At 70.0% G+C, this 23,720-nt stretch carries 22 protein-coding genes; 7 read left to right on the plus strand and 15 right to left on the minus strand.

Annotated features, from left to right (window positions below):
* Positions 1–100 precede the first annotated feature (100 nt).
* On the plus strand, positions 101–2,167 hold the full coding sequence (locus ACTMTI_RS44045) for an outer membrane protein assembly factor BamB family protein (RefSeq protein ID WP_441126786.1): 2,067 nt from the start codon (positions 101–103) through the stop codon (positions 2,165–2,167).
* Between the two features lie 34 nt (positions 2,168–2,201).
* Here ACTMTI_RS44045 and ACTMTI_RS44050 read toward each other — a convergent pair whose 3' ends face one another.
* The 5 genes from ACTMTI_RS44050 to ACTMTI_RS44070 form a co-directional block, all read right to left on the minus strand.
* Positions 2,202–2,978: an N-acyl homoserine lactonase family protein gene (locus ACTMTI_RS44050; RefSeq protein ID WP_441126787.1), complete on the minus strand. Its 777-nt coding sequence runs from the start codon at positions 2,976–2,978 to the stop codon at positions 2,202–2,204.
* Positions 2,975–4,282, minus strand: coding sequence for an MFS transporter (locus tag ACTMTI_RS44055; RefSeq protein ID WP_441126789.1), 1,308 nt, complete (start codon positions 4,280–4,282; stop codon positions 2,975–2,977). Before ACTMTI_RS44055 ends, ACTMTI_RS44050 begins: the two co-directional genes overlap by 4 nt.
* 109 nt (positions 4,283–4,391) lie before the next feature.
* Positions 4,392–5,042: a TetR family transcriptional regulator gene (locus ACTMTI_RS44060; protein ID WP_441126790.1), complete on the minus strand. Its 651-nt coding sequence runs from the start codon at positions 5,040–5,042 to the stop codon at positions 4,392–4,394.
* Positions 5,043–5,051: 9 nt separating this feature from the next.
* Entirely contained in the window at positions 5,052–6,776 is a 1,725-nt protein-coding gene (locus tag ACTMTI_RS44065; RefSeq protein WP_441126791.1) for a bifunctional sugar phosphate isomerase/epimerase/4-hydroxyphenylpyruvate dioxygenase family protein, read from the minus strand.
* Between the two features lie 11 nt (positions 6,777–6,787).
* Entirely contained in the window at positions 6,788–7,633 is an 846-nt protein-coding gene (locus tag ACTMTI_RS44070; protein WP_441126792.1) for a shikimate dehydrogenase, read from the minus strand.
* 220 nt (positions 7,634–7,853) lie between these two features.
* Here ACTMTI_RS44070 and ACTMTI_RS44075 point away from each other — a divergent pair, with 220 nt between their 5' ends.
* Entirely contained in the window at positions 7,854–9,260 is a 1,407-nt protein-coding gene (locus ACTMTI_RS44075; RefSeq protein WP_441126793.1) for an alpha/beta hydrolase domain-containing protein, read from the plus strand.
* Between the two features lie 155 nt (positions 9,261–9,415).
* On the opposite strand, the gene ACTMTI_RS44080 is transcribed toward ACTMTI_RS44075, so the two are convergent.
* Positions 9,416–10,279 carry a phosphotransferase family protein gene (locus ACTMTI_RS44080; RefSeq protein ID WP_441126794.1) on the minus strand — a complete coding sequence of 288 codons (864 nt, stop codon included), beginning with the start codon at positions 10,277–10,279 and terminating at the stop codon, positions 9,416–9,418.
* Positions 10,280–10,445: 166 nt separating this feature from the next.
* Here ACTMTI_RS44080 and ACTMTI_RS44085 point away from each other — a divergent pair, with 166 nt between their 5' ends.
* The 5 genes from ACTMTI_RS44085 to ACTMTI_RS44105 all read left to right on the plus strand — a co-directional run bounded on the left by ACTMTI_RS44085 (position 10,446) and on the right by ACTMTI_RS44105 (position 14,921).
* Positions 10,446–10,901, plus strand: a complete 456-nt coding sequence (locus ACTMTI_RS44085) for a pyridoxamine 5'-phosphate oxidase family protein (RefSeq protein WP_441126795.1) — start codon at positions 10,446–10,448, stop codon at positions 10,899–10,901.
* 210 nt (positions 10,902–11,111) lie between these two features.
* Positions 11,112–11,459, plus strand: a complete 348-nt coding sequence (locus ACTMTI_RS44090) for an ATP-binding cassette domain-containing protein (RefSeq protein WP_441126834.1) — start codon at positions 11,112–11,114, stop codon at positions 11,457–11,459.
* Between the two features lie 118 nt (positions 11,460–11,577).
* On the plus strand, positions 11,578–11,724 hold the full coding sequence (locus tag ACTMTI_RS44095; protein WP_441126796.1) for a hypothetical protein: 147 nt from the start codon (positions 11,578–11,580) through the stop codon (positions 11,722–11,724).
* Between the two features lie 254 nt (positions 11,725–11,978).
* Positions 11,979–12,614 carry an isochorismatase family protein gene (locus tag ACTMTI_RS44100; RefSeq protein ID WP_441126797.1) on the plus strand — a complete coding sequence of 212 codons (636 nt, stop codon included), beginning with the start codon at positions 11,979–11,981 and terminating at the stop codon, positions 12,612–12,614.
* Positions 12,615–12,878: 264 nt separating this feature from the next.
* Entirely contained in the window at positions 12,879–14,921 is a 2,043-nt protein-coding gene (locus ACTMTI_RS44105; RefSeq protein ID WP_441126798.1) for an AAA family ATPase, read from the plus strand.
* A 224-nt stretch (positions 14,922–15,145) separates the two neighbouring features.
* Here ACTMTI_RS44105 and ACTMTI_RS44110 read toward each other — a convergent pair whose 3' ends face one another.
* From ACTMTI_RS44110 to ACTMTI_RS44150, 9 genes are all read right to left on the minus strand, one after another.
* The gene (locus tag ACTMTI_RS44110) at positions 15,146–15,619 is read right to left on the minus strand and encodes an Ohr family peroxiredoxin (RefSeq protein WP_441126799.1); all 474 of its coding nucleotides are present in this window, start codon (positions 15,617–15,619) and stop codon (positions 15,146–15,148) included.
* Positions 15,620–15,668: 49 nt separating this feature from the next.
* Positions 15,669–16,340: a hypothetical protein gene (locus ACTMTI_RS44115; RefSeq protein ID WP_441126800.1), complete on the minus strand. Its 672-nt coding sequence runs from the start codon at positions 16,338–16,340 to the stop codon at positions 15,669–15,671.
* A gap of 119 nt (positions 16,341–16,459) precedes the next feature.
* Positions 16,460–17,377: an RNA polymerase sigma-70 factor gene (locus ACTMTI_RS44120; RefSeq protein ID WP_441126801.1), complete on the minus strand. Its 918-nt coding sequence runs from the start codon at positions 17,375–17,377 to the stop codon at positions 16,460–16,462.
* Positions 17,378–17,470: 93 nt separating this feature from the next.
* The gene (locus tag ACTMTI_RS44125; RefSeq protein ID WP_441126802.1) at positions 17,471–19,234 is read right to left on the minus strand and encodes a ferritin-like domain-containing protein; all 1,764 of its coding nucleotides are present in this window, start codon (positions 19,232–19,234) and stop codon (positions 17,471–17,473) included.
* Positions 19,227–19,457, minus strand: coding sequence for a hypothetical protein (locus ACTMTI_RS44130; RefSeq protein WP_441126803.1), 231 nt, complete (start codon positions 19,455–19,457; stop codon positions 19,227–19,229). Before ACTMTI_RS44130 ends, ACTMTI_RS44125 begins: the two co-directional genes overlap by 8 nt.
* A gap of 71 nt (positions 19,458–19,528) precedes the next feature.
* Complete coding sequence (locus ACTMTI_RS44135; RefSeq protein WP_441126804.1) at positions 19,529–19,957, minus strand: cupin domain-containing protein; 429 nt, start codon at positions 19,955–19,957, stop codon at positions 19,529–19,531.
* Between the two features lie 35 nt (positions 19,958–19,992).
* Positions 19,993–20,748, minus strand: coding sequence for an SDR family oxidoreductase (locus tag ACTMTI_RS44140; RefSeq protein ID WP_441126805.1), 756 nt, complete (start codon positions 20,746–20,748; stop codon positions 19,993–19,995).
* A 244-nt stretch (positions 20,749–20,992) separates the two neighbouring features.
* Entirely contained in the window at positions 20,993–21,811 is an 819-nt protein-coding gene (locus tag ACTMTI_RS44145) for a universal stress protein (protein WP_441126806.1), read from the minus strand.
* A 122-nt stretch (positions 21,812–21,933) separates the two neighbouring features.
* The gene (locus tag ACTMTI_RS44150) at positions 21,934–23,664 is read right to left on the minus strand and encodes an L-aspartate oxidase (RefSeq protein WP_441126807.1); all 1,731 of its coding nucleotides are present in this window, start codon (positions 23,662–23,664) and stop codon (positions 21,934–21,936) included.
* Between the last annotated feature and the right edge of the window lie 56 nt (positions 23,665–23,720).

The raw sequence follows: 23,720 nt of genomic DNA on the forward strand, positions 1-23,720 counted from the left end.
GATGGGGCAAATGGTCCATTGACGCCACTTGGATATCGATTTATGGTGCGACCATTACATGGATCTAACAGTCCATACAGTGGAACACGAAGGGATGGTCATGGTCCGTCGACGAGAGTTACTCGCGGGCGCCGTCGCCGCCGTCGCGCTCGCGGGCGCCGGACAGGCCCCGGCCTACGCCGCGCCCCGCTCCGACCGGAACTTCCCCAAGGTCGGCGGCAATCTCGCGAACCAGAGCTACAGCGGGCTGCGCGGCCTGCACCGCGGCAACGTCCGGCGGCTGCGGGCGGCCTGGGTCAACCACATCGAGGGCGGGCTCATGGCCGGCAACAGCCAGAGCACGGCCGTGGCGGTGGACGGCGTGCTCTACGTCGAGTCGGCGCTCGGCAACGTCGTCGCGGTGGACGGCCGTACCGGGGCCACGATCTGGAAGTACGCCCAGACGCGCGGCGCGGTCACGCGGCGCGGGGTGGCGGTCGGCGCCGGCAAGGTCTACACCTGCGCCAACGACAACTGGCTCATCGCCCTCGACCAGCGCACCGGCCAGGTGGTGTGGGAGCGGCAGCACAACGGCTACGGCAACCTGGAGAAGGTCGCCGTCACCTACCACGACGGCATGCTCTACTGCGGCACCAACGACGGCCCGCGCGGCGCCGCCCTCGCCCTCGACGCCGCGACCGGCGACCTGGTCTGGCACTTCTGGGGCACGGCCGAACCCGGACAGATCGGCGGCGACACCTGGGAGGGCGACTCCTGGCAGGCCGGCGGGGCCACGCCGTGGATGCACTGCGCCATCGACCCCGAGCTGGGCCTGGTCTACTGGACGTTCGGCAACGCCCGGGGCAACCGGTCGTCCCAGGACGGCTCGCAACGCGGCGGCCAGAACCTCTTCGCCAACTCGATCGTCGCCATGGACCTCAAGACCGGCGCCTACCGCTGGCACTTCCAGTCCATCCACCACGACATCTGGGACATGGACAACGTCATGGCCCCGGTCCTGGTCGACGCCCGCGTTCACGGGCGGATGCGCAAGCTGGTCGTGTACGGCAGCAAGACCGGCATGTACTACATCCTCGACCGCGCCGACGGCTCGGCCCCGCTGGGCATCGACGAGGTGCCCGTACCGCAGGAGCCCCGGCAGAAGACCTGGCCCACCCAGCCGTTCCCACGCCAGGGCGGCTGGACCGAGCTCATGCCGGTGTGGCAGCCGCTCGGCACCGAGATCCCCGGCCTCCCGCACCGTGCCGTCCCCAACTACAAGATCGGCTCGCTGTTCACCCCGCACTGGGACGAGCCGATCCTCACCATCCCCGGGCACGGCGGCGGCGCCGACTGGAACCACCAGTCCTACAGCCACAGCACCCGCCTGATGTACACCGGCTTCGGCTACGTGGCCGCCGCCCACTCGCTGACCGAGCCGTCCAACGGGCTCCGCCCGCCCGGCGAGTACATGACCGGCGGCGTCGTGGCGGTGGACCCGGGCACGAACCGGGTGCGCTGGAAGAAGAACCTGCCGTACTCGCTGGCCCACGGCAACGGAATCCTCACCACGGCCACCGACCTGCTGTTCATCGGCCAGCCCGACGGCAACCTGCTCTGCCTGGACGCCCGCGACGGCCGCGAGCTGTGGCGCTGGCAGACCGGCGCCGCCGTCAGCAGTTCCCCCATCTCGTACGAGATCGACGGCGAGCAGTACATCGCGGTGTACGCCGGCGGCACCGGCATCCCGTACGGCAACTCCGCGCCGCGCGGCGATCACCTGTGGGCCTTCAAGCTGGGCGGCACGGCACCGCCTGCCGCGACCCCGCCTCCGCCCACGGTTCGCCGCCCGGTCTCCGGGAGCCCGGTGGACGGCAGTGTCGTGAACAACACCGTCGTGCTCGCCCGCGTCTACGCCAACGGCCAGGTCGGGACCGTCGAGTCCACAGCGGTCAACGCCATGGCGCCCACGCACCTGCGCGTGCCCGCCGGGACCACGGTCACCTTCGTCAACCCCGCGGACAACGTGCACGTCCACGGGGCCACGCAGTTCTTCGAGGGCCTCTTCGACATCCGGCTCAAGCCGGGTGAGTCGTTCCAGTACACCTTCACGAAGCCTGGGGAGTACTTCTTCAACGACAGCCACAGCCCACGCCCCACCGGCAAGATCGAGGTCCTTCCCGCCTGACTCCGCACCCGCACGGGGGCGGGCTGGAGTACGGCTAGGGTGCGATCACCGCGACGTCGGGACCGGACAGCGGGAAGCGTTCGAGCACCAGCGGATCGTGGCCGGCGACCACGAGGCCGGGGCCGCCGGCCAGCTCCTTGATGCGGTCGAAGGCGCCGTACATCCCGGTCATGCTGTGCAGGATCGGGAAGGGCCGGTCACTCTCGATGTTCTCGTAGAAGTGGCTGGCGTCAGAGGCCAGCACCACGGGCCCGCGAGCGGTGGCGACCCGCACCACCTGCATGCCCGCGGTGTGCCCGCCCACCAGGTGCACGCTCAGGCCCGGCACGACGAAGGCGTCGCCGTCCACCACCTGCACGCGGCCGTCCTTGCGGGCCGCCCGCAGGTGGGCCAGGTCGTCGTCGTCGAGCAGCCAGCGCTCCCGGCTGATCCGCTCCGCCCAGGGGCCGGTCCAGTAGTCGAGCTCGGCCTGCTGCACGACGTAGCGGGCCCGGGGGAACTCGTGGGCGGTGCCGGTGTGGTCGTAGTGCAGGTGAGTCAGCACCACGTGATCGACCGACTCCGCGCTCACGCCCAGCTCGGCCAGGGCCTCGACGGGCGAGCAGCGGTAGTCGATGCCTTCGGCCCGCGCGGCCCGGCCGCGGGCGATGCCGGTGTCGACGACGACGGTGTGCTCCTCGGAGACCGCCAGCCAGACGTAGTAGGCGGTCGGGTGGGAGCGCTCGCCGCCGGGCTCGTAGCCGTGGAAGTGCTCGCCGCGCCGGGCGTCCCGCTGGGCGTAGCGCACGGCATAGACGCGGAACCCGCTCACACCGTCACCGAGCCGGGTGTCTTGAGGCCGAGCTGCTCGGTCGGCACCTTGTAGGTCTCCCTGGCGGTCGCCACCGCGGCCACGTTGACCAGGCACAGCGCGGCCGTGAAGAGCGAGACGCCGAGCCAGCTGCCCGGACCGGTGCCCGCCACGGCGGTGGCCAGCGTGGGCGCGAACCCGGCGATGGCGAAGCCGATCTGGGTGCCGATGGCCATGCCCGACAGCCGGACCCGGGTGGTGAACATCTCGCCGTAGAACGACGGCCACACGCCGCTGGTGGCGCTGTGCACGATGCCGAACAGCACGATGCCGGCCGCGAAGATCAGGAAGTAGTTGCCGGTGGAGATCGACCACAGGTAGACGAACATCAGCACCGCGCAGCCGAGCGAGCCGCCGATGAAGACCGGTTTGCGCCCGACGCGGTCCGACAGCGTGCCCCACAGCGGGATCGTGAGCACGGCGGCGACGTTGGCCAGCACGCCCACCCACAGCATCGGCCCGCGCTCCAGGCCGATGGTGTTGACGGCGTAGGACAGGGCGTGGACGGTGAAGATCGTGCTCACCGAGGCGATGACCGCGGCCACGACCACGCGCAGCACGTCGCGCCACTGCTCGCGGAAGAGCACGGCCAGCGGCATCTTGGCGACGGTGTTGGTGGCGACCTCCTGTTCGAAGGCGGGCGTCTCCTCCAGTGTGCGCCGGATGATGAGCCCGGCCACGGCCACCACGACGCTCAGCCAGAACGGCACCCGCCAGCCCCAGCTCAGCAGGTCCTCCTCGGGCAGCGCGGCGATCGGCAGGAAGATCGCGGTGGCGATGATCTGCCCGGCCTGCGTCCCGTTGAGCGTGAAGCTCGTGTAGTAGGCCCGGCGGTTCTCGGGCGCGTGCTCCAGCGTCATCGAGTTGGCGCCCGCCTGCTCGCCGGAGACGGAGAAGCCCTGCATCAGGCGCAGCACCACGAGCAGAACCGGCGCCAGCAGGCCCACCTGGTCGTAGGTGGGCAGGCAGCCGACCAGGAACGTCGAGGCGCCCATCATCACCAACGTGGTGACCAGCACCCGCTTGCGGCCGAACCTGTCGCCCACATGCCCGAGCACGAAGGCGCCCACCGGCCTGGCCAGGTATCCGACCCCGAACGTGGCCAGCGCGAGCAGCGTTCCCGTGGCGGGCGACGAGGAAGGGAAGAAGATCTTGTTGAAGACGAGGGCGGCCGCGGTGCCGTAGATGAAGAAGTCGTAGTACTCCAGAGCACTGCCGATCCAGGCCGCAATGGCCGCTTTGCGAGGTTTGCCCTGCACCGTCACAATATGCTCCTCACGGTGACATCGGGGGGTAGTGCGGTGACAGGAAAACTAACTCACCGGTTCGTACATTACAAGGGCGTCATTCCAGGATTAAGCGCTCGGACCAGGATCAGGCGCCTGAGCCCCGCACATAGGCCACGACCATATCCCCCACCATCGCGCGCAACCGAGCACGATGCTCGGGCGCGGTCATGTCGCGCCCGAACAGCGCGCCGAACGTGTGCTGGTTGGCCACCCGGAAGAAGCAGAACGAGCTGATCAGCATGTGCACGTCGATCGCGTCGGCCTCGGTGACGAAGTCGCCCGACTGCTGCCCGGCGTCGAGGATGCGCGATATGAGGTCGAGCACGGGCGTGCCCAGGTTGGCCAGGGCCTGCGACTTGCGGATGTGCTCGGCCTGGTGGATGTTCTCGATCGTGACCAGCTTGATGAACTCGCGGTGCAGATCGTGGTGGTCGAAGGTGAGCTCGGCCAGCGTGCGGATGGCCTCCACCGGCGCCAGGTGCTCCACCTCGATCGCCCGCTCCATCTCGCGGACCTCGGCGTAGGCCTTCTCCAGGACGGCGACGTAGAGCCGCTCCTTGCTGCCGAAGTAGTAGTAGATCATGCGCTTGGTCGTGCGCATGCGGGCGGCGATCTCATCCACCCGCGCCCCCGCGTAACCGCGGCGGGCGAACTCCTGCTGGGCGACCTCGAGGATCTCCGCCTTGGTGCGGTCGGGGTCCCGCTGGCGTTCGGGGGCGGCGGGCGGGGAGGTCACCCGCCCATCCTAGTGACCTGCCGCGTGCTGAACCGCGAGCCGGATGGGGGCGTTGACCGCGCCGTAGCCCTCGTACCCTCCGATCCGCTGGACGATCTCGAAGAAGACCCGGCCCACGGTGACGGTGTACACGTGCAGGAACTCGCCGTGCTCGTCCCGGTCGTAGAGCACGCCGAGGTCACGCAATTCGGGATCGACCTCAGGCCGGGCCTCCAGGTCGTCGTAGTAGTTGCCGGGAATCGGCAACAGCAGCCCGGGGTGCTCCCTGCGCAGCCTGCGGGCGACGGCTACGACGTCATCGCAGGCCAGCGCGACGTGCTGCCATGGGAGGTGGTCGGCGCCGACCTGGGCGATGTTCACCACGACGCGGACCGCGCCGTCGGGGCCCGACATGGCCTTGCTGCGCAGCAGGCCGTACGGGTCGGGCAGCTCCAGGCTCGCCTGCGGCCGCAGCCCGAGGACGCTGCGGTAGAACAGCGCCGCCTCGTCGAAGTGGTGCCACGGCTGGGCGAGTGCCACGTGGTCGATGCCGGTGACCAGGCCGGATACGGGTCCCGAGGGGGCGAAGTCGGCGAGCCAGGCGTCGTCGCAGAAGAAGATCTCGGTGCCGTCCGGCGCGGCCACCGCCTCCAGCTTGGCCTCTTCGGGGGCGCGCTCGCGTGGCAGGACCGGTGAGAGCAACGACTCGGCGTGCTTGGCCGCGCCGGCGGGGTCGGGGCTGTCCAGGCCGATGGCGATCAGCGCGGGTTCGGCTCCGGTGGCGTTGAGCAGCAGCCGCGCGCCGCCTTGCTCCCATAGTTCGACCGGTTTGGTGGGGTGCGTCCCGGTACGCGCGAAGCCGAGCGCGTCCAGCATCCCGCCGAGCGCGCCGGTGTCGGCCAGTTCGGCGAAGGCGAAACCGGCGGGCACGGCCGGCTGCGCCGCACCGTTCAGGTCCTGCTCCAGCGCGATGAGCGAGCGCATGCCGTCCAGCGCGGTGCGCTCCGCCGACGCCTGGCGGAAGACGTCGTTGAACACCTCCAGCGACAGCGGCCCGGCGTACCCCGTGCGCCGCACGCTGGCGACGAGCCCGGCCAGGTCGAAGTTGCCCTGCCCCGGGAAGCAGCGGTAGTGGCGGCTCCACTGCAGCACGTCCATGGCCAGCAGCGGCGCGTCGGCGAGCTGCAGGAAGAAGATCTTCTCCCCGGGGATGGCCTCGATGCCGATCGGGTCGGAGCCGCGCGACAGGATGTGGAAACTGTCCAGGCACACGCCCAGGTTGGGGTGGTCGGCCAGCCGTGCGACGCGCCAGGCGTGCAGGTACTCGTTGACGTGCCGGCCCCACGCCAGCGCCTCGTACGCGATGCGGACGCCGTGATCGGCGGCCCGCTCGGCCAGCAGCCGCAACTGCTCGGCGGCCAGCTCGTCGTCGTCGATCGCCGACGGCGAGACGTTCGAGCAGACCAGCAGCAGGTCCGCGCCCAGCCGCTCCATCACCCGGAACTTGTGCTCGGCCCGGCGCAGGTTGCGCGCCAGCACGTCGACGGGCACCGCCTCGAAGTCGCGGAAGGGCTGGTAGAGATCGATGCCGAGGCCGAGGTCGGCGGCCCTGGCCCGCACCTCCTCCGGCGACAGTGGGCAGGCCAGCAGATCGTTCTCGAAGATCTCCACCCCGTCGAACCCGGCGGCCGCGATGGCCTCCAGCTTCTCGGCCAGGGTGCCGCTCACCGACACGGTGGCGATGGACTTACGCACGATTTCCTCCTTCAGACGGCGATGAGATGGGTCAGGTGGGCGAGCATCCGCTCGGCGTCCGGCTCCCGGCCCGTGAACAGCCTGAACGCGTGCATGGCCTGGAAGACGACCATGCCACCACCGTCCAGCGTCCGGCAGCCGAGCGCCCGCGCCTGCTTGAGCAGCTCGGTCTCCAACGGCCGGTAGACGATGTCGGCCACCCACAGGCCGGGGTGAAGGAGCTCGGCCGGCAGCGGCATGCCCGGATGGTGGGCCATGCCGGTCGGGGTCGCGTGCACCAGCCCTTCAGCCTGGGCCAGGCGCTCTGGCAGCTCGGCCGGACTCGCGGGGCGTGCCCGTTCGGCCCCGAAGCGGGCGGCCAGCTCACCGGTGAGAGACTGCGCCCGTGCCGGGTCGGAGTCGACCACGGTGATCTGGTCAGCACCCATCGTGAGCAGCGCATGCGCGACCGCGGCCCCCGCGCCGCCGGCGCCGAGCTGCACGATCTGGTGGGCGGGCGCGTCGGGCAGGTTCCGCGCGAACGACTCGGCGAAGCCTGTCCAGTCGGTGTTGTGCCCGATGGCCCGCTCACCGTCGAACACCACGGTGTTGACCGCGCCGAGCATGCGCGCGTCCGGCGACAGCTCGTCCAGGTACGGGATGACGGCCTGCTTGCAGGGGTGGGTGACGTTGAGCCCGTCGTAGCCGAAGCGCCGGGCCGTGCGGACCAGCTCGCCCACGTCGCCGCCCACGCGATCGATGTCGAGCAGCCGGTAGACGTAGTGCAACCCGTGGTGTACGGCTTCCTGCTCGTGCAGCGGCGGGCTCAAGGAGGGGCCGATGCCCGAGCCGATCAACCCGACCAGGAATGAATCCATCACTTCTTCCTTTCAAGCAGGTGCGACAGCTGCGGTGAGCGCTTGGGCCCGTTGAGAACAGGGCTCGAGACATGGCCCTCTTAATGTACGTACTAGTGAGTTACGTGGCTAGCATGCAATTTCCGGCGGCTCGCGCGGAAGTGATCTCCCCCTTGACTTCACAGCACCACTGGCGCAGGTTTGTGAACTATCTAGTCCGTACTTTCGGGACGGAGTCCACATGCGCCCTCTTCTGGACTGCCTGTTATCACTGATGATGCTGACCCCACAGCCCCTCCCGGCGATCGCCTCCTTCGACGAACCCGGCGCTCCGACCGTGATCGGCCCCATCACCGGCAGCGACGAGCCTCGCGACCACCCGTTCTTCGCCACGGACCAGAACCTCGGCAAGGCCGGCTACGTCGAGGAGGAGTACTTCGTCGAGGGCACCGCCAATCGCTACACCACCCCCGACCAGGCCACCGGAACGGTCATCGACACCGGGCACCCCTACCGGACGCGCATCGTCGTCCGCCGGCCGATCTCGCCGAAGAAGTTCAACGGCACCGCGATCGTCGAGTGGTACAACGTGACCAACAACTTCGACTACGAGGTCATGTGGTCCCGCTCCTTCCGCCACATGCTCGACGAGGGATACGCGTGGGTGGGTGTCAGCGCCCAGCGCAACGGTGTGCACACCCCGACCGGCCTCAAGGCGTGGAACCCGGCCCGGTACGGCAGCCTCGACCTGACCGCGGGCGGCACCGTCACCGACGACGGCCTCGAGTACGACGTCTTCACCCAGGCCGCCAAGGCGCTGACCGACCCGCGAGGCGCACACCCCCTCGGCAATCTCAAGGTCAGGACGCTCATCGCGACGGGCCAGTCCCAGTCGGCCTCCCGGCTGGCCGTCTACGCCAACTCGGTGCATCCCCTCGCGCCCGTCTACGACGTGATCACCGTCGTGGACGGCGGCGTGCAGATCCGCCCCGACCTGACCACCAGAGTCTTCAAGACGGCCAGCGAGTACGACGTGCTCGCCAACCAGGCCGCCCGCCGCCAGCCCGACACCGACCGCTACACCTACTGGGAGATCGCCGGCGCCTCCCACTCCGACCGGCACGCCTACCTCGTCAACAATCCGATCCGCCTGCGCGACGCCGGCGTGTCCGGCCTGCTCGCCGGGCCCACCGCGCCGTGCGTGTCACCGGCACGCAGCAACGTCCCCTATGAGTACGTGCTGAACGCGATGTTCGACCACGCCGTGCGCTGGGCGCGGGAGAATCGGCGGCCGCCCACCGCCCCCAAGCTGGAGATCACCGACACCACCACCAGCCCCGCCACGCTCACCAGGGACGCCTACCAGATCGCCCGCGGCGGCATCCGGCTCGCGGCGGTGGACGCCCCGACGGAGCGCAACACCGGCTGGAACATCGGCCTGACCGACGCCACCAACAGCGCCTGCCGCCAGGGCGGCACCTGGATCCCCTTCGACGAGACCACCCTGAACGAGCTGTATCCCAGCCACCGCGACTACGTGACCAAGGTGCGCCAGGCCACCGAACGGAACCTGCGGGACGGCTTCATCACCCGGCGGGACGCCGACAGGACCATCCGCGACGCCGAACGCTCTGGAGCAGGCAGGTAGGAAGGTGTCGCTGTGCCGGCAGGCAGCGGCCGGGCCCGCTGCCGCGGCTCGGTGTCCACGTGATCGGAGACGCCGGGGGAAGCGACGGCTCCATCCACCGGTGCTTCCTGGCGGCGGAGAAGGTTGCCCGTACCATCGGCGGCTCGCCAACGCATCTAGCTTGTGGCGAGTGCCGATTCGATGCCGGGGACGCGCTCGTGAAGCCAGTCCCCGCCGCACTCGTACTCCCACACGAGTGCCAGCAGCATGTAGAGCAGCCGGTGGTTCGCCATGTGCGATGGCGCGTCGGCTGGAATGCCCGCGGGGAAGTACGCGTCGAGCATCGCACGCTGCAATCCGGGCTCGCGGAAGTCCATCCTGGCCAGGTCCAGCCATGGGCTGGCCGCACCGCAGTCCGCCCAGTCGATGATCCCCTCGATTCGGGACCCGGCCGACAGGACGTGCCGCAGGTGGAAATCACCGTGCGCGTACACGCAGGGCTGATCCCACCGAGTACCGTCCAGGAGAAGATCCCGACATCGGGACAGGAGCGTCGAGGTCAGGATTCCGGCATCGGCGACAGGGCCGAGCCGATCCGCCAGCCGCGCGACCTGATCAGCCCATGTTCCCTCACCGGCGCATGGTGGCGAGCCGGACGCCTCCTTGAAAAAGCCTGCCCCCTCGACGGGAACGGCGTGCACAGCACGCAGCAGCCGCCCCACCTCGGATGCCGCCGTGAGCGTCGCGACCCCCGGCTCACCCGAGACGAGTCGCGTCACCAGGTGCGGGATCTCCGCGTCCGGCTCCCCGGCGATGACCTCGGGGACCGGAACGCCCCTCTCCGACATGGACCGCAGAGCCCACAGCTCCACCTCGACCTCGCGCGCGGCGGCGGCCTTGAAGACAGCGCGTGCACCGGACTCCAGGGTCACCACAGCGATCGTGTTGGCCGCAAACCCGGACAGCGGCTCATACCCTGTCACGCGTTGGGACAGCAGGCGCTGGATCACTGCTCCATCGACGCGCCCAGCATCGCTCACGACTACCGGCCTCCTCGTGTCCGTTCTCAGTGATCATGTCAGTTCGGTCAAACCGCGACCCGGCGTTCACCGGCATGGACGAGACGATCAGACGTGCCGGAGGGGCGCCCGGGTCGCCGGCCTGTCCGCGTATCCCGCCCGCGGCCATCGGTGCGATCATGGGCGTATGACGGCGTGGCATGAGGTCGAACAGGCAGAGCCGGAGTTCGCGCAGCGCGTGCGGGCGCTGTTCGACGCCCACAGACACAAGACGATTGCCACCTTGCGCGCCGACGGGTCGCCGCGGATCTCCGGGATCGAGGTGGTCTTCGAGGATGGCGAACTGGTCTTCGGCTCGATGCCGAACGCGCGCAAGGGCGCGGATCTTCGCCGGGATCCGCGTTTCGCCCTGCACAGCGCCACGGTCGACCCGATCGAGGGCTCCGAGGCGCAATGGCCGGGCGAGGCGAAGATCTCCGGTCGGGCGATCGCTGCCGGACCGATCACCGAGGGACCGGACGGCGACCGCTTCCACGCCGACATCGCCGAGGTCGTGCACACCCACCTCAACGACGAGGCCACGAAGCTCTTCGTCGAGTGGTGGACGCCCATGCACGGGCTGCGAAGGGTCGAGCGCGAGTAACCGTCGACTCATTCCACGCGCGGCACCCATAGGGGGTCCCGCCCGCCCTACTCTCACACCCCCGGGCTCTACCTGCGGTCGCGCTGACGGCTGCGGCTGCTCGGCGGCCTGACCATCGAGGAGATCGCCCGCGCGTCATGGTCGCCGAGCCGACCATCGCGCAACGGATCGTGCGGGCCAAGGTTCGGCTACGAGCCGGGCCGCCCCACGATCGACGGAGTCTCCTTCACCGTGGAACGCGGCACCACCACCGCCGTCGTCGGCCCGTCGGGGGCGGGCAAGAGCACCCTGCTGGCGCTCATCGCCCGCTTCCACGAGGTGGACTCCGGCCACATCCGGGTCAACGGCCACGAGGTGCGCGACTACGAACCAGCCGTGCTGATGGGCCAGCTGGGCATCGTCTTCCAGAACGTCTACCTGTTCGAGGCGAGTCTCCGGGACAACGTCCGGCTGGGCCACCCGCAGGCCACCGAGGAGCAGATTCGCCCGTGCCCTGCTCAAAGACGCGCCGATCCTGCTGCTGGACGAGGCCACCGCCGCGCTGGACACAGGCAATGAGCGTGCCGTCGTAGGCGCCCTGGAGGCCGGCGGCCAGGAGCGGGCGACCCTGATCATCGCGCACCGGCTGAGCACCATCGCCCGCGCCGACCAGATCATCTTCCTGGAGGACGGGCACGTGGCGGAGTCAGGGACACTGGCCGAGCTGCTGGCTCAGAAGGGCAGGTTCGCCGACTACTGGCGGCAGCGTGAGCAGGCGGCTGGCTGGACCCTTGCCGAGATCGCCGCTCCCGCGTCCCTGCCAGGTGCTCCAGGCCGGTCGTGAACCGCTCCACCCGCATCATCCTGGAGCGCGGACCTTGACAACCCCCGGCCGCACGGCGAGGGGCGGCCGGCTTTTCCCTCGCTCCGACCTTGCGTCCGGCGGCTCCGATCACCTGCACCGCGGCAAGAAGGCGAGAACGGCCCCGTGGCGGTGGACTTCTTCGCCGCGACCGACTAAGTGTACATCTGGTCATTAGGGGTGCTACGGTAGCTAGTGACCAGTTGGTCATTAGTGTACCGTCAGGAGAAACCTCCATGTCCCTCGAACCGCTGACCCCGCAGAACACCACGATCGTCCTGGTCGACCACGCCGTCGGATTCGCCAACGTGCTGCGCTCGCACGACACCGCCCAGCACCTCAACAACGTCGTCGGCCTGACCAAGACAGCCGTGTGGTACGAGAGCGGCCTGGTCGTCACCAACGGCCTGCCCACCAAGCCGTCCGGCCCCCTCTATCCCGGCCTCCTCGAGGTGATCGGTGACCACCCGGTGATCGAGCGCGCCGGCGCCATCAACGCTTTCGCCGATGAGAACTTCGCTGGAGCCGTACAGCAGACCGGGCGCAGGAAGCTCGCGATCGCCGGAGTGTCCACGGAAGGGTGCGTGCTGCAGACCGTGCTCGGCGCGCTGCGGCTGAACTACGAGGTCCACCTCGTCGTGGATGCCTCGGCCAGCGTGACCCCCGAGACGCACGCCGTCGCGGTCCAGCGCATGGTGCAGGCCGGGGCCACCCCCGTCACCTGGTTCTCCCTGGCAGGGGAGTTCCAGGCTGACCACCTCAACCCGACCTTCCCGCACTACCAGCGGCTGATGCGCGAGCACGTCCCGACCATGGACATGGGCGTCCAGACCTACCTGGCCGCCTACCAGCAGGCGCAGCGCGTCGCGTAGCCGGTCACTCGCCGGGCCCGGTGGGAGTCACCGCCGGGCCCCCAGCCTCATCGTCCGGGAGCTCAGATGGCGTTGGCCCTGTTCGGGTGGTCCGCTCGCCGGGAACAGCGACCGGGCAGGAAACGGTCATGACTGTGGCCATCCGGCCGTGTGACGCTCGGCTCAGAGGCCGCCGATCAGCGCCAGGGCCGACTCCTTCGAAATGCGTATAAATGCACGAAGTTGTGCGACTGGCCGAGATGCGTAGATGGCTACAGTTGCCCCATGCGTTCGGGGAGCGAGCAGAAGCTCGTGGTATTGGGGCAGCGGCTGGAAACGCGGCGGCAGCGGGCGTTCGTGGGGCGGGAGCAAGAAGTCGGCGTCTTCAGCGCCGCGCTGCGCGGCGCCGGCAGTGTCCTGTACGTGCACGGTCCCGGCGGCGTCGGCAAGTCCGCGCTGCTGCGGCGCTTCGCGCAGGAGGCGGAGGCCGCGGGACGGCCGGTGACGATGCTGGACGGGCGCACGCTGGATCCGTCGCCGGCGGCCTTCGAGCTCGAGGCCGCCGCCGCGCTCGCCGACGAGCGCGGCGTGCTCATGATCGACACCTTCGAGCGCGTCCAGGGCCTGGAGGGCTGGCTGCGCGAGCGGTTCCTGCCGCGACTTCCGGTCGGCGCGCTGGTCGTGGTGGCCGGGCGCGTCCCCCCGGACATGATGTGGACGACCGACCCCGGCTGGGCGGACGCGCTACGGGTGATGCCGCTGCGCGACCTGGCCCCCGCCGACGCGGCGGCGCTGCTGGACGCCCGCGGCGTGACGGACGAACTGCGCGGGCCGCTGCTGGCCTTCGCCGGAGGCCATCCCCTGGCCCTGTCCCTGGGCGCCGCGGTGGCGACCAAGGACAGCGGGGCGAGCTCGCGCTGGACGCCCACGCAGAATGTGGTCGCCACCCTGCTCGACCAGCTCGTGGGCGAGGTGCCCAGTCCCGCGCACCGGCACGCGCTGGAGATCTGCGCACACGCCTACATGACCACCGAGGAACTCCTGCGCCAGATCCTGCCGGAGGACGCCGCGTCCCTGTTCGGCTGGCTGCGGCGATTGCCGTTTGTGGAGTCCAGCCCGCGTGGCCTGTTCCCGCACGACGTCGTCCGCGAGGTGCTGGAAGCGGACCTGCGCTGGCGAGACCCGCGGGGATACGCCGACATGCACGGGCGCATCACCGCCTATCTCGCCGGGCAGACTCGCCTGACGAGCGACGCCCGCGTCCTCGAAGTCGTCGGCTCGCTGTTCTACCTGCACCGCGCCGTCGGATCCACGTCGGAGTTCCATAGCTGGGGCGGCGACGGCGAGGTGTACGAGGACGCCTTCCGCCCGCAGGACGCCGGCGCTCTGGCACGGATGGCCGCCGAGGTGGAGAGCGACGAGTCGGCGGCCACCGTCGCGTACTGGACCGACCGCCAGCCCGAGGCGTTCCGCCTCTACCGGCGGACGGCGACCGGCGAGCTGGTGGGCTTCTGCTCCTGGCTGCGGCTGCACGAGCCCTCCGATAAGGAGGCTGCGGCCGACCCGATCGTCGCGACGGCCTGGGCCAACGCGCGCGCCATCGCGCCGCTGCGGCCGGGCGAGCACCTGGCCGTCGGCCGGACGTGGGTGCACGAGGAATACCGCGGCACGTCGCCGGTGATGGACCTGATCCAGTGGCGGGCCATGGGCTACTGCCTGCGGGCCGACCGCATGGCCTGGTCGTTCATGGCCATGCGGAGCGAGGACCCGGTGCGGGACTACCTTCGCCACTACGACATGCACGACGTCGGCGAGCACGCCTGGCTCGGAGGCGCCGAGTACGCCCTGTTCGCCCACGACTGGCGGGCGGTGTCCCAGCAGGCCTGGCTGGACCGGCTCGACCGGCTGCTGCTCGGCGGCCCGCAGGAGTCTTCGGCCGCGCCGGCGCCCCGGTTGGCGGTGTTGTCGCAGGAGGAGTTCACCGACGCCGTCCGCAAGGCCCTGCGTCACCTGTCCCGGCCCGGCGAGCTGGCCGCGAGCCCGCTCACCCGCTGCCGGGTTGTCACCGACGAGCCCGGCTCCGACCCCGCCGCCATCCTGCGCCAGATCCTGGAGCAGGCCATAGACGTCCTGCGGCAGGACCCGCGCGCGGAAAAGCCGCACCGGGCCCTCGCCACCACCTTCCTCCACGGCGCCCCGACGCAGGAGATCGCCGCCGAACGCCTCGGCTTGCCCTTCACCACCTACCGCCGCCACCTGGCTTCCGGTATCGAGCGCGTCTGCGAGGACCTCTGGCACCGGGAGATCTACGGCACGATCGCGACCTGAGCGTCCATCCGACTACGGGCAACAGCCCGTTTCACAGGCCGTCCTGCCGCCCGTCCGCGCCGCGGCGAGCCGATCCACCGCCTGCCCGCGCACGCCGTGCTCGCCGCCGGGATCTGCCCACTGTCCAGAAGGCCGCAGGCTGTTCGCCGCGGGTAGAAATCCGGCCTTCGCGGCGCTGCCCGCGGTCATCGCGCAAATCCGCACAGTGGACCGATGCGGCGGGCTCAGGGGGCGAGGCTGATGGTGGCGGGGATGCCCTGGCGGGTCATTTTGGCGTAGGGGCACAGCGCGGTCGCCTGGGCGAGCAGCGGGGTGGCCGTGCCGCGTTCGACACCGGGCCAGGTCACGACGAGGTCGGCGCGTAGCTGGTAGCCGCCGTCTGTGGGGTCGCGGCCGAAGGCGACGGTCGCCTCCACCGTGATGGGTCCGGGGTCGAGGAGGTGCCGGCGGGCCAGCAGGCTGAGGGCGCCGTGGAAGCAGGCGGCGTATCCGGCGGCGAAGAGCTGTTCGGGGTTCGGGCCGGGGTTGTCGCCGCCCAGTTCCTCAGGCATCCGCAGCTCCAGGGCGAGGGCGCCGTCGGCGGAGCGGGCCCGGCCGTGGGCGGAGCCGCCGCCGGTCACGGCGACGTGCGTGGTGTAGAGCGGTTTGAACGCGGAGCCGCTGTAATCGTGCTCCGGGGACAATGTCGGGTCGTTCACCAGTACACCTTTCAGCTGCACACGAGGAGCCTGTGGCGGGGCACGCTGGTCATGGGCGGTGCCAGCGCTGCAATTTGTCGGGGTTGAGGACGATCCACACGGCGGTGACCTCGGCTCCGGCGACGCTCACGCTGACCACCGCCACGGCCTGGCCGCCGCGGCGCAGCACCAGACCTGTACGACCGTTCACGGACCCGGCGGCCACCTCGGTGCCGGGTTGGCCGGTCAGCAGGGCCGTGACGAACCGGGCCACCGCGTCCGCGCCGTAGGTCGGGTGTACGGCGGCGCGCAGTTTGCCGCCACCGTCGCTCACGACGATCGCGTCCGCGGCCAGGACCGCCCGCAGTGCCGCCGTGTCCCCCGTTTCGCAGGCCGCGGCGAACCGGCGGGCGACACGGTCGTGTCTGGCGAGCATCGCTTGGCTGAACCTGACTTGATGCTGTGTCAGGTCGGTGATGGGCTCGGGCCGGTGTGCCGGGTCGCTGGGGAAGGGGGCGGCCAGAAGCTCCAGGGCGATGCTTCCGGCGGCCCGCGTCAGCCAGGCGCGCGGCACCGCGATGCTCGCGCGTTCCTCGTCGTCGAGGGCGTACCAGCGGCGGTAGGTCTCTTGGACGATGCGGTCCGCCGTGATTTCCGAGCTGAACATCCACAAGGCGATCTCGAGCAGGTGCTGCCGTTCGTCGAGCATCTCCGCCAGCGACTCGGCGCCCGCCTCGGTCATATTCCGCCGCCTTCACAGCGGAGAGGGTGGCGTCGCTTCTGCGTGGTCCACACGATTTCCTCTGTCCTTTCGGTGTCGGCAGTTAAGACCGGACAGCCCGTCGTGTTGTGACACCGTTGTCAGACGAGATGGCTTCCCCGTGAGCGTGACCGTTCGAACGCCTCGAGTTTGGCCGGGTTGACGACCCACATGAGGTGATGGACGCCCTCCGGCGAGGCCTCGATGGTGAGCAGCGTGACACCGCTGCGACCTCGGGGAACGAGCACGCCGGCGCGCCCGTTCACCTCGACCCACGTGATGTCGGCGCCCGGCCAGAACCGCGGCGCGAACGCCGCCAGGAACCTCGCCACCCGGTTGCTGCCCAGCAGGGGGAACCGCGCCGCCCCTCTGAGGCCGCCCCCGTCGGAGGAGCTGACGACATCGGCGGCGAAGAGATCTTCCGGGGCGCCGATGTTCCCCGTCTGGGCGGCGTCAAGGAAGACCTTCAGGAGACGCCGGTGCTCGACCTTGTCGATGGGCTCACGGCGTACGGCGGTCAGGTGTTTGCGGGCACGGCTCACGAGCTGCCGGACGTTGACCGGGCTGAGCTGGAGGATGTCCGCGATCTGCGGGTAGGGGTAGACGAAGGCTTCGCGCAGGACATAGGCGGTCCGCTCGGTGGGGGTGAGCCTTTCGAGCAGGAGCAGGAAGGCGAGTTCGAGCGCTTCGCCGCGCTCGGCTCCCACGGCGGGGTCGAGGCTGGTGTCGACGGGTTCGGGCAGCCAGGGCCCGATGTACGCTTCGCGGCGGGCGCGGGCGGACTGGGCGACGTTGATGGCCAAGCGGGTGGTGATCAACGCCAGGAAGGCCGAGGGGTTTTCGATGGTCGCGCGGTCGGTGTCCTGCCAGCGCAACCAGACCTCTTGCAGGATGTCCTCGGCTTCGGCCGCGCTGCCGAGCATCCGGTACGCGATGCCGAACAGGCGCGGCCGCAGCTCAATGAACGCGGACGCGGCCTGTTCGAGTGCGTTCGCCTGTTCCAGGGATTCCGCATGCATGTCTACCCGCGCCTTCGGTGCGTTGGCGGCAACTTCTCCACATCGATTCGCCGTCGCCGGCGGCCTTCGCCGCCGGCTCCAGGATGTGCCTGCTCATGGCGTTCTTCCTTTGCTCGTGGCGAGTCGACGCTCGTTTTCGTGGCCCGGTGTTTCCTCACGGAAGCCGATCTCCCGATGGGTGCCGTCGCACAGCGGCTTGTTGCCGGAGTGGCCGCAGCGGCACAGCGTCATCCGGTTGCGGGTCTCCAGCGGCCGGCCGTCCGCTCGCAGGACCGGCACTCCGCCGGTGACCCACAGCGCGCTGGCCAGTCCGTCCTCCTCCTCCAGGACCGAGACGGCCTGCGGAAGGTCGGGCTCTATCGTCTCGCCGCCGCGTTTGAGGGCGTAGCTGTAGGAGCCGGAGGGGCAGTGGTCGATGCGGCCCATGATGTCGGAGCGCACGTCGCTGTCGCCGGTGTCGGCGAGCATCGCGGCGATCGGCCTGGTGCGGCCGAGGCAGAAGGCGGCGTGGATGCACAGCTCCCCCACCCGCTGGGCCGAGATGCCCACTCCGTCGTGCACGTGCTGCAGTTCCTTGTACGGCCGCATGTCCGCGCTCTCCGTGCCGTCGAAGCCGATCACGGCGTGGGTCCCGTCGCAGAACGGCTTGGAGCCCGAGTGACCGCAGCGGCACAGCGCGTAGGTGTCCTCGGTTTCCAAGGGCTCGCTGGTCTTCCAGGTCAGCGCGTTGTTCTCCGAGGAGACGATCTTGCGTTTGCGCCGGAGCGGGATGCCGCCGTACACGACGTAGGGGCCGTCGCGCAGGACGACGATCCGCTGCCGGTCGCCGCCGCTCCACCGGCGCTGTTCAGGTGGGACGTACTCGAAAGTGGGGCCGGCTGTGGTGCCCTCGCCGTCGGGCAGTCGCATCAGGGCCCGGGCTTGCGCTTTGAGCGCGTACATGGTGCCGGTGGCGACCGCGAGCAGCTTCGGGCTGCCGTTGAACGCCTGCTCCAGCAGATGCAGGATGGCGCAGTAGGTGTGGTTGAACTCCTCCTGCGCGGTACGGATCGCGCTGCCCGGGGCGGCAGGTCGCGGGTTGCGCCGCATCGGAAGTACGCCGGCCGGATTGACCCAGATCGCCTCGCCGGTGGGTCCGGACTGCGGGGTGTCGCCCCGCCGGTAGCGCCGGCCGATCTTGAGCTCCTGGAAGCGGTAGTAGTGCGCGACCTCGTCCCGTTCGGGGTGGAAGACGTCCTGGTCGCCGTCCCAGACCTCGCCGCGGGCGGTGCCCTCGCCCTGCTCGACGATCTCCTCCAGCGCCGCGAGCGCGGACTTCAGGCCGTCTACCGCGATCAGCCGTCCGGCGGTGTGGCGGAAGTGGGCGGCGCTCACCTGGCGGGCCGGATCGCCGCTGAAGACCACGTGCTCGCCGAGCCGGTCGCACAGGTGGCGGAGTCCCTGTTCGATCGCGTCGTAGAACTGGCCGATCGTCTCGTAGTCATCGCCCTCCGCCGGAGCGCCGGGCGGTGCCGGCTGTTCGATCCGCAGGAACGTCTCGAGTGCTTCCGCGCCGAAGGGGACCAGCGACAACTCCAGGGAGCCGTGGGGCAGCCGCCGGGGATGCGGCGGCAGCATCCCCGGCGCGTCCAGTCGCGGCCGGCCGCCGACGGCGTTGAGCAGGTTCGCGGCCAGCGCCAGGTGCAGCATCTCCTCGGCGAAGACGCTGCCCACCACCTCGACGGCTTCCGGGTTGCGCTCCGGGTCCAGCGAGTAGAGCGCGCACAGGTACGGCGGCAAGGTCGCGTGTTCCAACTCGATCGCCCACTGGAGATGCTCGCGAAGGCTGTCGAGCGTGTCGATCCGCGTCTCAGGCAACGTGACCGCCGGGCCGGGAGTCGTCTTCCAGCACCTCGACCGCGTCGCGCAGACCCCGCAGGCCGATCTCCTCACGCTCGACGTCCGTCGGATCGAACAGCCAGTCGGTGACCGGCAGCCGCATCTCCTCCTCCGGACGGCTTGCCTCGGCAAAGGTCAGTTCGATCTCGACCTCGGCCTTGAGCTCGTACAGAACGTCGTCCTCGCCGTTCGAGGCGCTCATCTTTCCTCCATACGTGGCTTGAGTGGATGTCCGGCGGGTCGCGACGACCGCCGCTACCCGCTCGGCAAGATCTACGCTCGGGACGGGCGCGGGGCGCGGCGGTCCTTTCGCTGGGCGAGCTCTTCCTCGTCCACCAGGGTGAACATCGGCTTGCCGGGCTCGCACAGCATCGTGACGGTGAACCGGATCGGGACGTCGTCGCGGTTGTTGCCGTCCTGGTAGTGGATGACGTCGCCGCCCGGCTCCCAGAACGCCTCCCCGGCGCGTACGACCCGCTCCGGCTCGCCTTCCACCTCCAGCAGCATCTCGCCCTCCAGCACGAAGCCGAACGCGGGCCCGGAGTGCCGGTGCGGCGGCGCGCCCGGGTCGCCGGGCGGGTACTCGATCACCACCGTCATGGCGTGCGCACCCTGCGGGATGAACGGCGGTTCGGCCTCCTGCAGCATGGTCAGCGCCGTCTGCCACGCGGTCGATCTCGGCTTGGAGTCGATGTCAGTCATGGGGAATCACCTTTCGTGAGCTACGGCCGCCAGGGCTACTTTCCGGTCGCGTTCTGGGTGGCCCAGTCGCGGTAGTGGATCTTGCCGAGCGTCGCGCCGTCACCCGGAACCAGCGTCCGCTCGCCCGGCGTGGTTCCGAAGTAGAGCGCGTGCGGGTCGGTGACCACCTCGCGCGGATCGCCCAAGCCGGCCAGCGCGTCGCGGAAGAACTCGTCCATCCGGAACTGGTCGGGCCCGGCGACCTCGGTCCTGCCGTTCAGCGGCGTCCCCACCGCGACCCTGCCGACCGCCTGCGCGACCTCGTCGCCCGCGATGGGCTGGAAGCGCACGGGCGCGATCCGTACCTTGTCGCCGTCCGCGGATGCGTCGGCGATGCTCCGGACGAACTCGAAGAACTGGGTCGCGTGCACGAGCGAGAACGGGATTCCCGACTTCTCGATCAGCTGCTCCTGGGCGATCTTCGCCCGGAAGTAGCCGTTCTCAGGCATCCGCTCCGTTCCCACGACCGATACCGCGACGTGGTGACCGACGCCGGCCGCCGCCTCGGCGGCGAGCAGGTTGCGGGTGGAGGTCTCGAAGAACTCCAGTACGGCGGCGGGCTCGAAGGACGGCGAGTTCGACACGTCGATCACCACCTGCGCGCCCGCCAGCGCCTCGGCCAGGCCTTCGCCGGTGAGGGCGTTGACGCCGGTGTTCGGTGACGCCGCCACGGCCTCGTGACCGTGCTCTGTCAGCTTCGTCACGACCTTCGACCCGATCAGGCCGGTTCCGCCGACTACGACGATCTTCATGGCAATCCCTTTCCGTCCGCCGGGGCATCTGTGCCAACCGGTCGCCAGCTAAGACCGGGCAGCGTCCGGACTTGTGACAGCTGCCGCGAAATTCTTCTCAGGCCGTGGATGAAGCCATCGATGAACGATCAAGATCCCTGCCCTGACCGGCTCCGCGCTGCGGCGCCCTGTTCCACCGGAGCCGGTGTAGGAGCTGGTCGACGTCTCGGTCGGCGCGCCCCACGATCGTGTCGCGCGCGGGGGCCTACTGATGGACCTGGATGATCGCCACTGGGCAGGTGGCGTGGTGCAGGACGGTCTGGCTGACCGAGCCGTGCATCAGTGCGCTGAGCTCGTGGCGGTGGTGAGAGCCGACAACGAGCAGGGATGCCTGGGACGCGGCCTGCATCAGTGCCTTACCCGGGTGGCCGGTAAGAGCCTCCTGATCGATCGTGACCGCGGGGAAGCGCTCCTGCCACCGGGCCACGTCGCGCTCGGGCAGGGGCGAGCGACTCCGGCCGGCTGGTCCTGCGGCGCTGACATGCGCCAGGATCAGGGCATTCGCGGTCCGTGCGGCATGCGCGAAGGCGAAGGCGAGCAGGGCCTCGCTGTCGCCATGGCCGGCGATGCCTGCCACGACAGGTCCGCGTGGCGTGACGGGCCCGCGCACGACGACGACGGGGCAGGCGGCCTCGGTCCCGAGCCGGGCGCCCACCGAGCCCAGCAGCAGGCCGCCTACTTCGCCGAGCCCGCGGGTGCCCACGACGAGGAGTTCTGCTTGGTGAGAGTGGTGCAGCAGCGCGGTGACGGGCTCGCCTTCCGGCAGGCTGGTGGTCACCTCGATGTCGGGCGCGACCGCGTGTGCACGAGCCAGTGCGGTGGCCAGGATGCGTTCGGCGGCGTGCCGGAGGCCCCCTTCGGGGGGCGCTCCCGGTGCCGGTCCGAGGGGTACCCCCAAGAGGGGCCAGATGAAGGCGTGCACGATCTGCAGCGGCCGCCGGCGGCGTCCGGCCTCGCCGGCGGCCCACTCCACAGCCCGCAGGCTGTCCTCGGAGTCGTCCACGCCTACGACTACAGCACTCATCGTTGTCGTCCTTTCGAGAAAAGGCGCCATCGCGCCGCCAACGGCGGACAGGGCGTTGTGTCGCGGTGTCGAATCCGGCGGCCGGCGGTGTTCCTTCGACCGCGTCCGTTGCCGGCTGCCGGCTACTCGACGAGCTTTCCGGCGGTTGAGACCTCGCGCATGAGCGCCGCGATCTCGGCGGGAATCGGCGGGATGGATTCCCGCTCCACCGATCCGGGACCGGACCACACGAGGTTGACCTGCAGTGCGGGGTCGAGCTCGGGATAGTCGGAGCGGTTGTGGCAGCCGCGGGTCTCGCGACGCTCGAGTGCGGTCTCGATCGTCGCGCGGGCGGCGAGTGCCGCGGACTTCAGGTCAAAGGCGTGGGCCAGGTCCTGGAAGCCGGCGATGTCCGGGTGCACCCCGACGGCGTTGCTGCGGGCCTCTACCGCGGCGAGTTCGGCGAGGCCTTTCCGCAGGCCGCTCTCGTCGCGCACCACGCCGGCGTGCTCCGTCATGAGGTCGCGGATGGCTCGCTGCAGTGACCGCACGTTCTCGGGGCCGTCGGCGGCGAGGAGTTCGTCCACCTCCGCCCGTGCCGCGTCGAGCGCCTCGGCCGAACGGCGCTGGGCGTCGAGGCCCGCGGAATACGCGGCCGCCGCCTGCCCGACGATGCGGCCGAAGACGAGGAGCTCGATGAGGGAGTTGCCGCCCAGGCGGTTGGCGCCATGCAGGCCGCTGGCCGCCTCCCCGATCGCGTACAGGCCGTCGACGCCCGTGCCGTGGTCCTCGGGCCGTACCCAGACCCCGCCCATCGAGTAGTGCGCGGTCGGTGCGATCTCGATCGGCTCCTTGGTGATGTCGAGCATCTGCAGTTCCAGAAGCGTCTGGTAGACGCGCGGCAACCGCGTCATGATCGTCTCGCGCGGCAGATGGGACACATCCAGCCACACGCCGCCGTCCGGGGTCCCGCGGCCCTCTTTGATCTCTGTGTAGGCGGCCAGTGCGACGCGGTCGCGCGTGGACAGCTCCATCCGTTCCGGGTCGTACCGGGACATGAACCGTTCGCCGAGCTGGTTGCGCAGGATTCCGCCCTCGCCCCGTGCCGCTTCGGAGACGAGGGTGCCGGCCGCGTTCTCGGGTGCGATGAGACCGGACGGGTGGAACTGCACCAGCTCGGGGTCGCGAATGCGGCAACCCGCGAGGACGGCGAGGCGGAAGGAGTCGCCGGTGTTCTCGTCACGCCGGGAGGAGGTGCGCCGCCAGATCCGGGTGTGGCCGCCGGCGGCCAGGATCACCGCATCGGCATGGATGACATAGCGGCTGCCGTCGGTCAGGTCGAACCCGTACGCGCCGAAGACCGCGTTGTCGCGGACCAGAATGCGCGTGATGTACACGGTGTCGAGGACGGGGACGTCCAGTTGCGCCGCCCGGTTGATCAGGGTGCGCTGGATCTCGAGTCCGGTGTAGTCCCCGGCGTAGGCGGTGCGCCGGTAGGTGTGGGCGCCGAAGAAACGCTGGGAGATTCGCCCGTCCTGTTCGCGGGCGAACGGCATGCCGTAGCGCTGGAGGTCTTCGATGCCCCGTGCGGCCCCCTCGGTGACGATTCGCACCGTCTGCGGGTTGGCCAGGAGGTAGCTCTCTTTGAGGGTGTCCGCCGCGTGCTGTTGCCAGGTGTCCTCGGGATCCATCGTCGCGAGCGCCGCATTGATGCCGCCCGCCGCGAGTGAGGTGTGCGCGTCCGCCTTCGGCCGTTTGCCGACCGCGAGGACGTCGACACCGCGCTCGGCGAGTTCGATGGCGGCCCGCAGCCCGGCTCCTCCCGTGCCGATGACCAGGACCGACGTGGCGATCTGTTTCTCTGGCGCGTGCATGGTGCTCCTTTGACCGCATCGACGAAAGCAATCCCGGAAACAAGACCGGGTAGCGG

It is taken from the genome of Nonomuraea sp. H19, assembly GCF_052068215.1.
In the GTDB taxonomy this organism is placed as follows: Bacteria; Actinomycetota; Actinomycetes; order Streptosporangiales; family Streptosporangiaceae; genus Nonomuraea.

What these genes read in the sequence shown, in the direction of transcription:
- ACTMTI_RS44045 (WP_441126786.1), top strand. Translation starts at nt 101, where the DNA reads ATGGTCCGTCGACGAGAGTTACTCGCGGGCGCCGTCGCCGCCGTCGCG.
- ACTMTI_RS44070 (WP_441126792.1), bottom strand. Translation starts at nt 7,633, where the DNA reads ATGGATTCATTCCTGGTCGGGTTGATCGGCTCGGGCATCGGCCCCTCC.
- ACTMTI_RS44075 (WP_441126793.1), top strand. Translation starts at nt 7,854, where the DNA reads ATGCGCCCTCTTCTGGACTGCCTGTTATCACTGATGATGCTGACCCCA.
- ACTMTI_RS44085 (WP_441126795.1), top strand. Translation starts at nt 10,446, where the DNA reads ATGACGGCGTGGCATGAGGTCGAACAGGCAGAGCCGGAGTTCGCGCAG.
- ACTMTI_RS44100 (WP_441126797.1), top strand. Translation starts at nt 11,979, where the DNA reads ATGTCCCTCGAACCGCTGACCCCGCAGAACACCACGATCGTCCTGGTC.
- ACTMTI_RS44105 (WP_441126798.1), top strand. Translation starts at nt 12,879, where the DNA reads ATGCGTTCGGGGAGCGAGCAGAAGCTCGTGGTATTGGGGCAGCGGCTG.
- ACTMTI_RS44115 (WP_441126800.1), bottom strand. Translation starts at nt 16,340, where the DNA reads ATGACCGAGGCGGGCGCCGAGTCGCTGGCGGAGATGCTCGACGAACGG.
- ACTMTI_RS44120 (WP_441126801.1), bottom strand. Translation starts at nt 17,377, where the DNA reads ATGCATGCGGAATCCCTGGAACAGGCGAACGCACTCGAACAGGCCGCG.
- ACTMTI_RS44130 (WP_441126803.1), bottom strand. Translation starts at nt 19,457, where the DNA reads ATGAGCGCCTCGAACGGCGAGGACGACGTTCTGTACGAGCTCAAGGCC.
- ACTMTI_RS44135 (WP_441126804.1), bottom strand. Translation starts at nt 19,957, where the DNA reads ATGACTGACATCGACTCCAAGCCGAGATCGACCGCGTGGCAGACGGCG.
- ACTMTI_RS44140 (WP_441126805.1), bottom strand. Translation starts at nt 20,748, where the DNA reads ATGAAGATCGTCGTAGTCGGCGGAACCGGCCTGATCGGGTCGAAGGTC.
- ACTMTI_RS44145 (WP_441126806.1), bottom strand. Translation starts at nt 21,811, where the DNA reads ATGAGTGCTGTAGTCGTAGGCGTGGACGACTCCGAGGACAGCCTGCGG.
- ACTMTI_RS44150 (WP_441126807.1), bottom strand. Translation starts at nt 23,664, where the DNA reads ATGCACGCGCCAGAGAAACAGATCGCCACGTCGGTCCTGGTCATCGGC.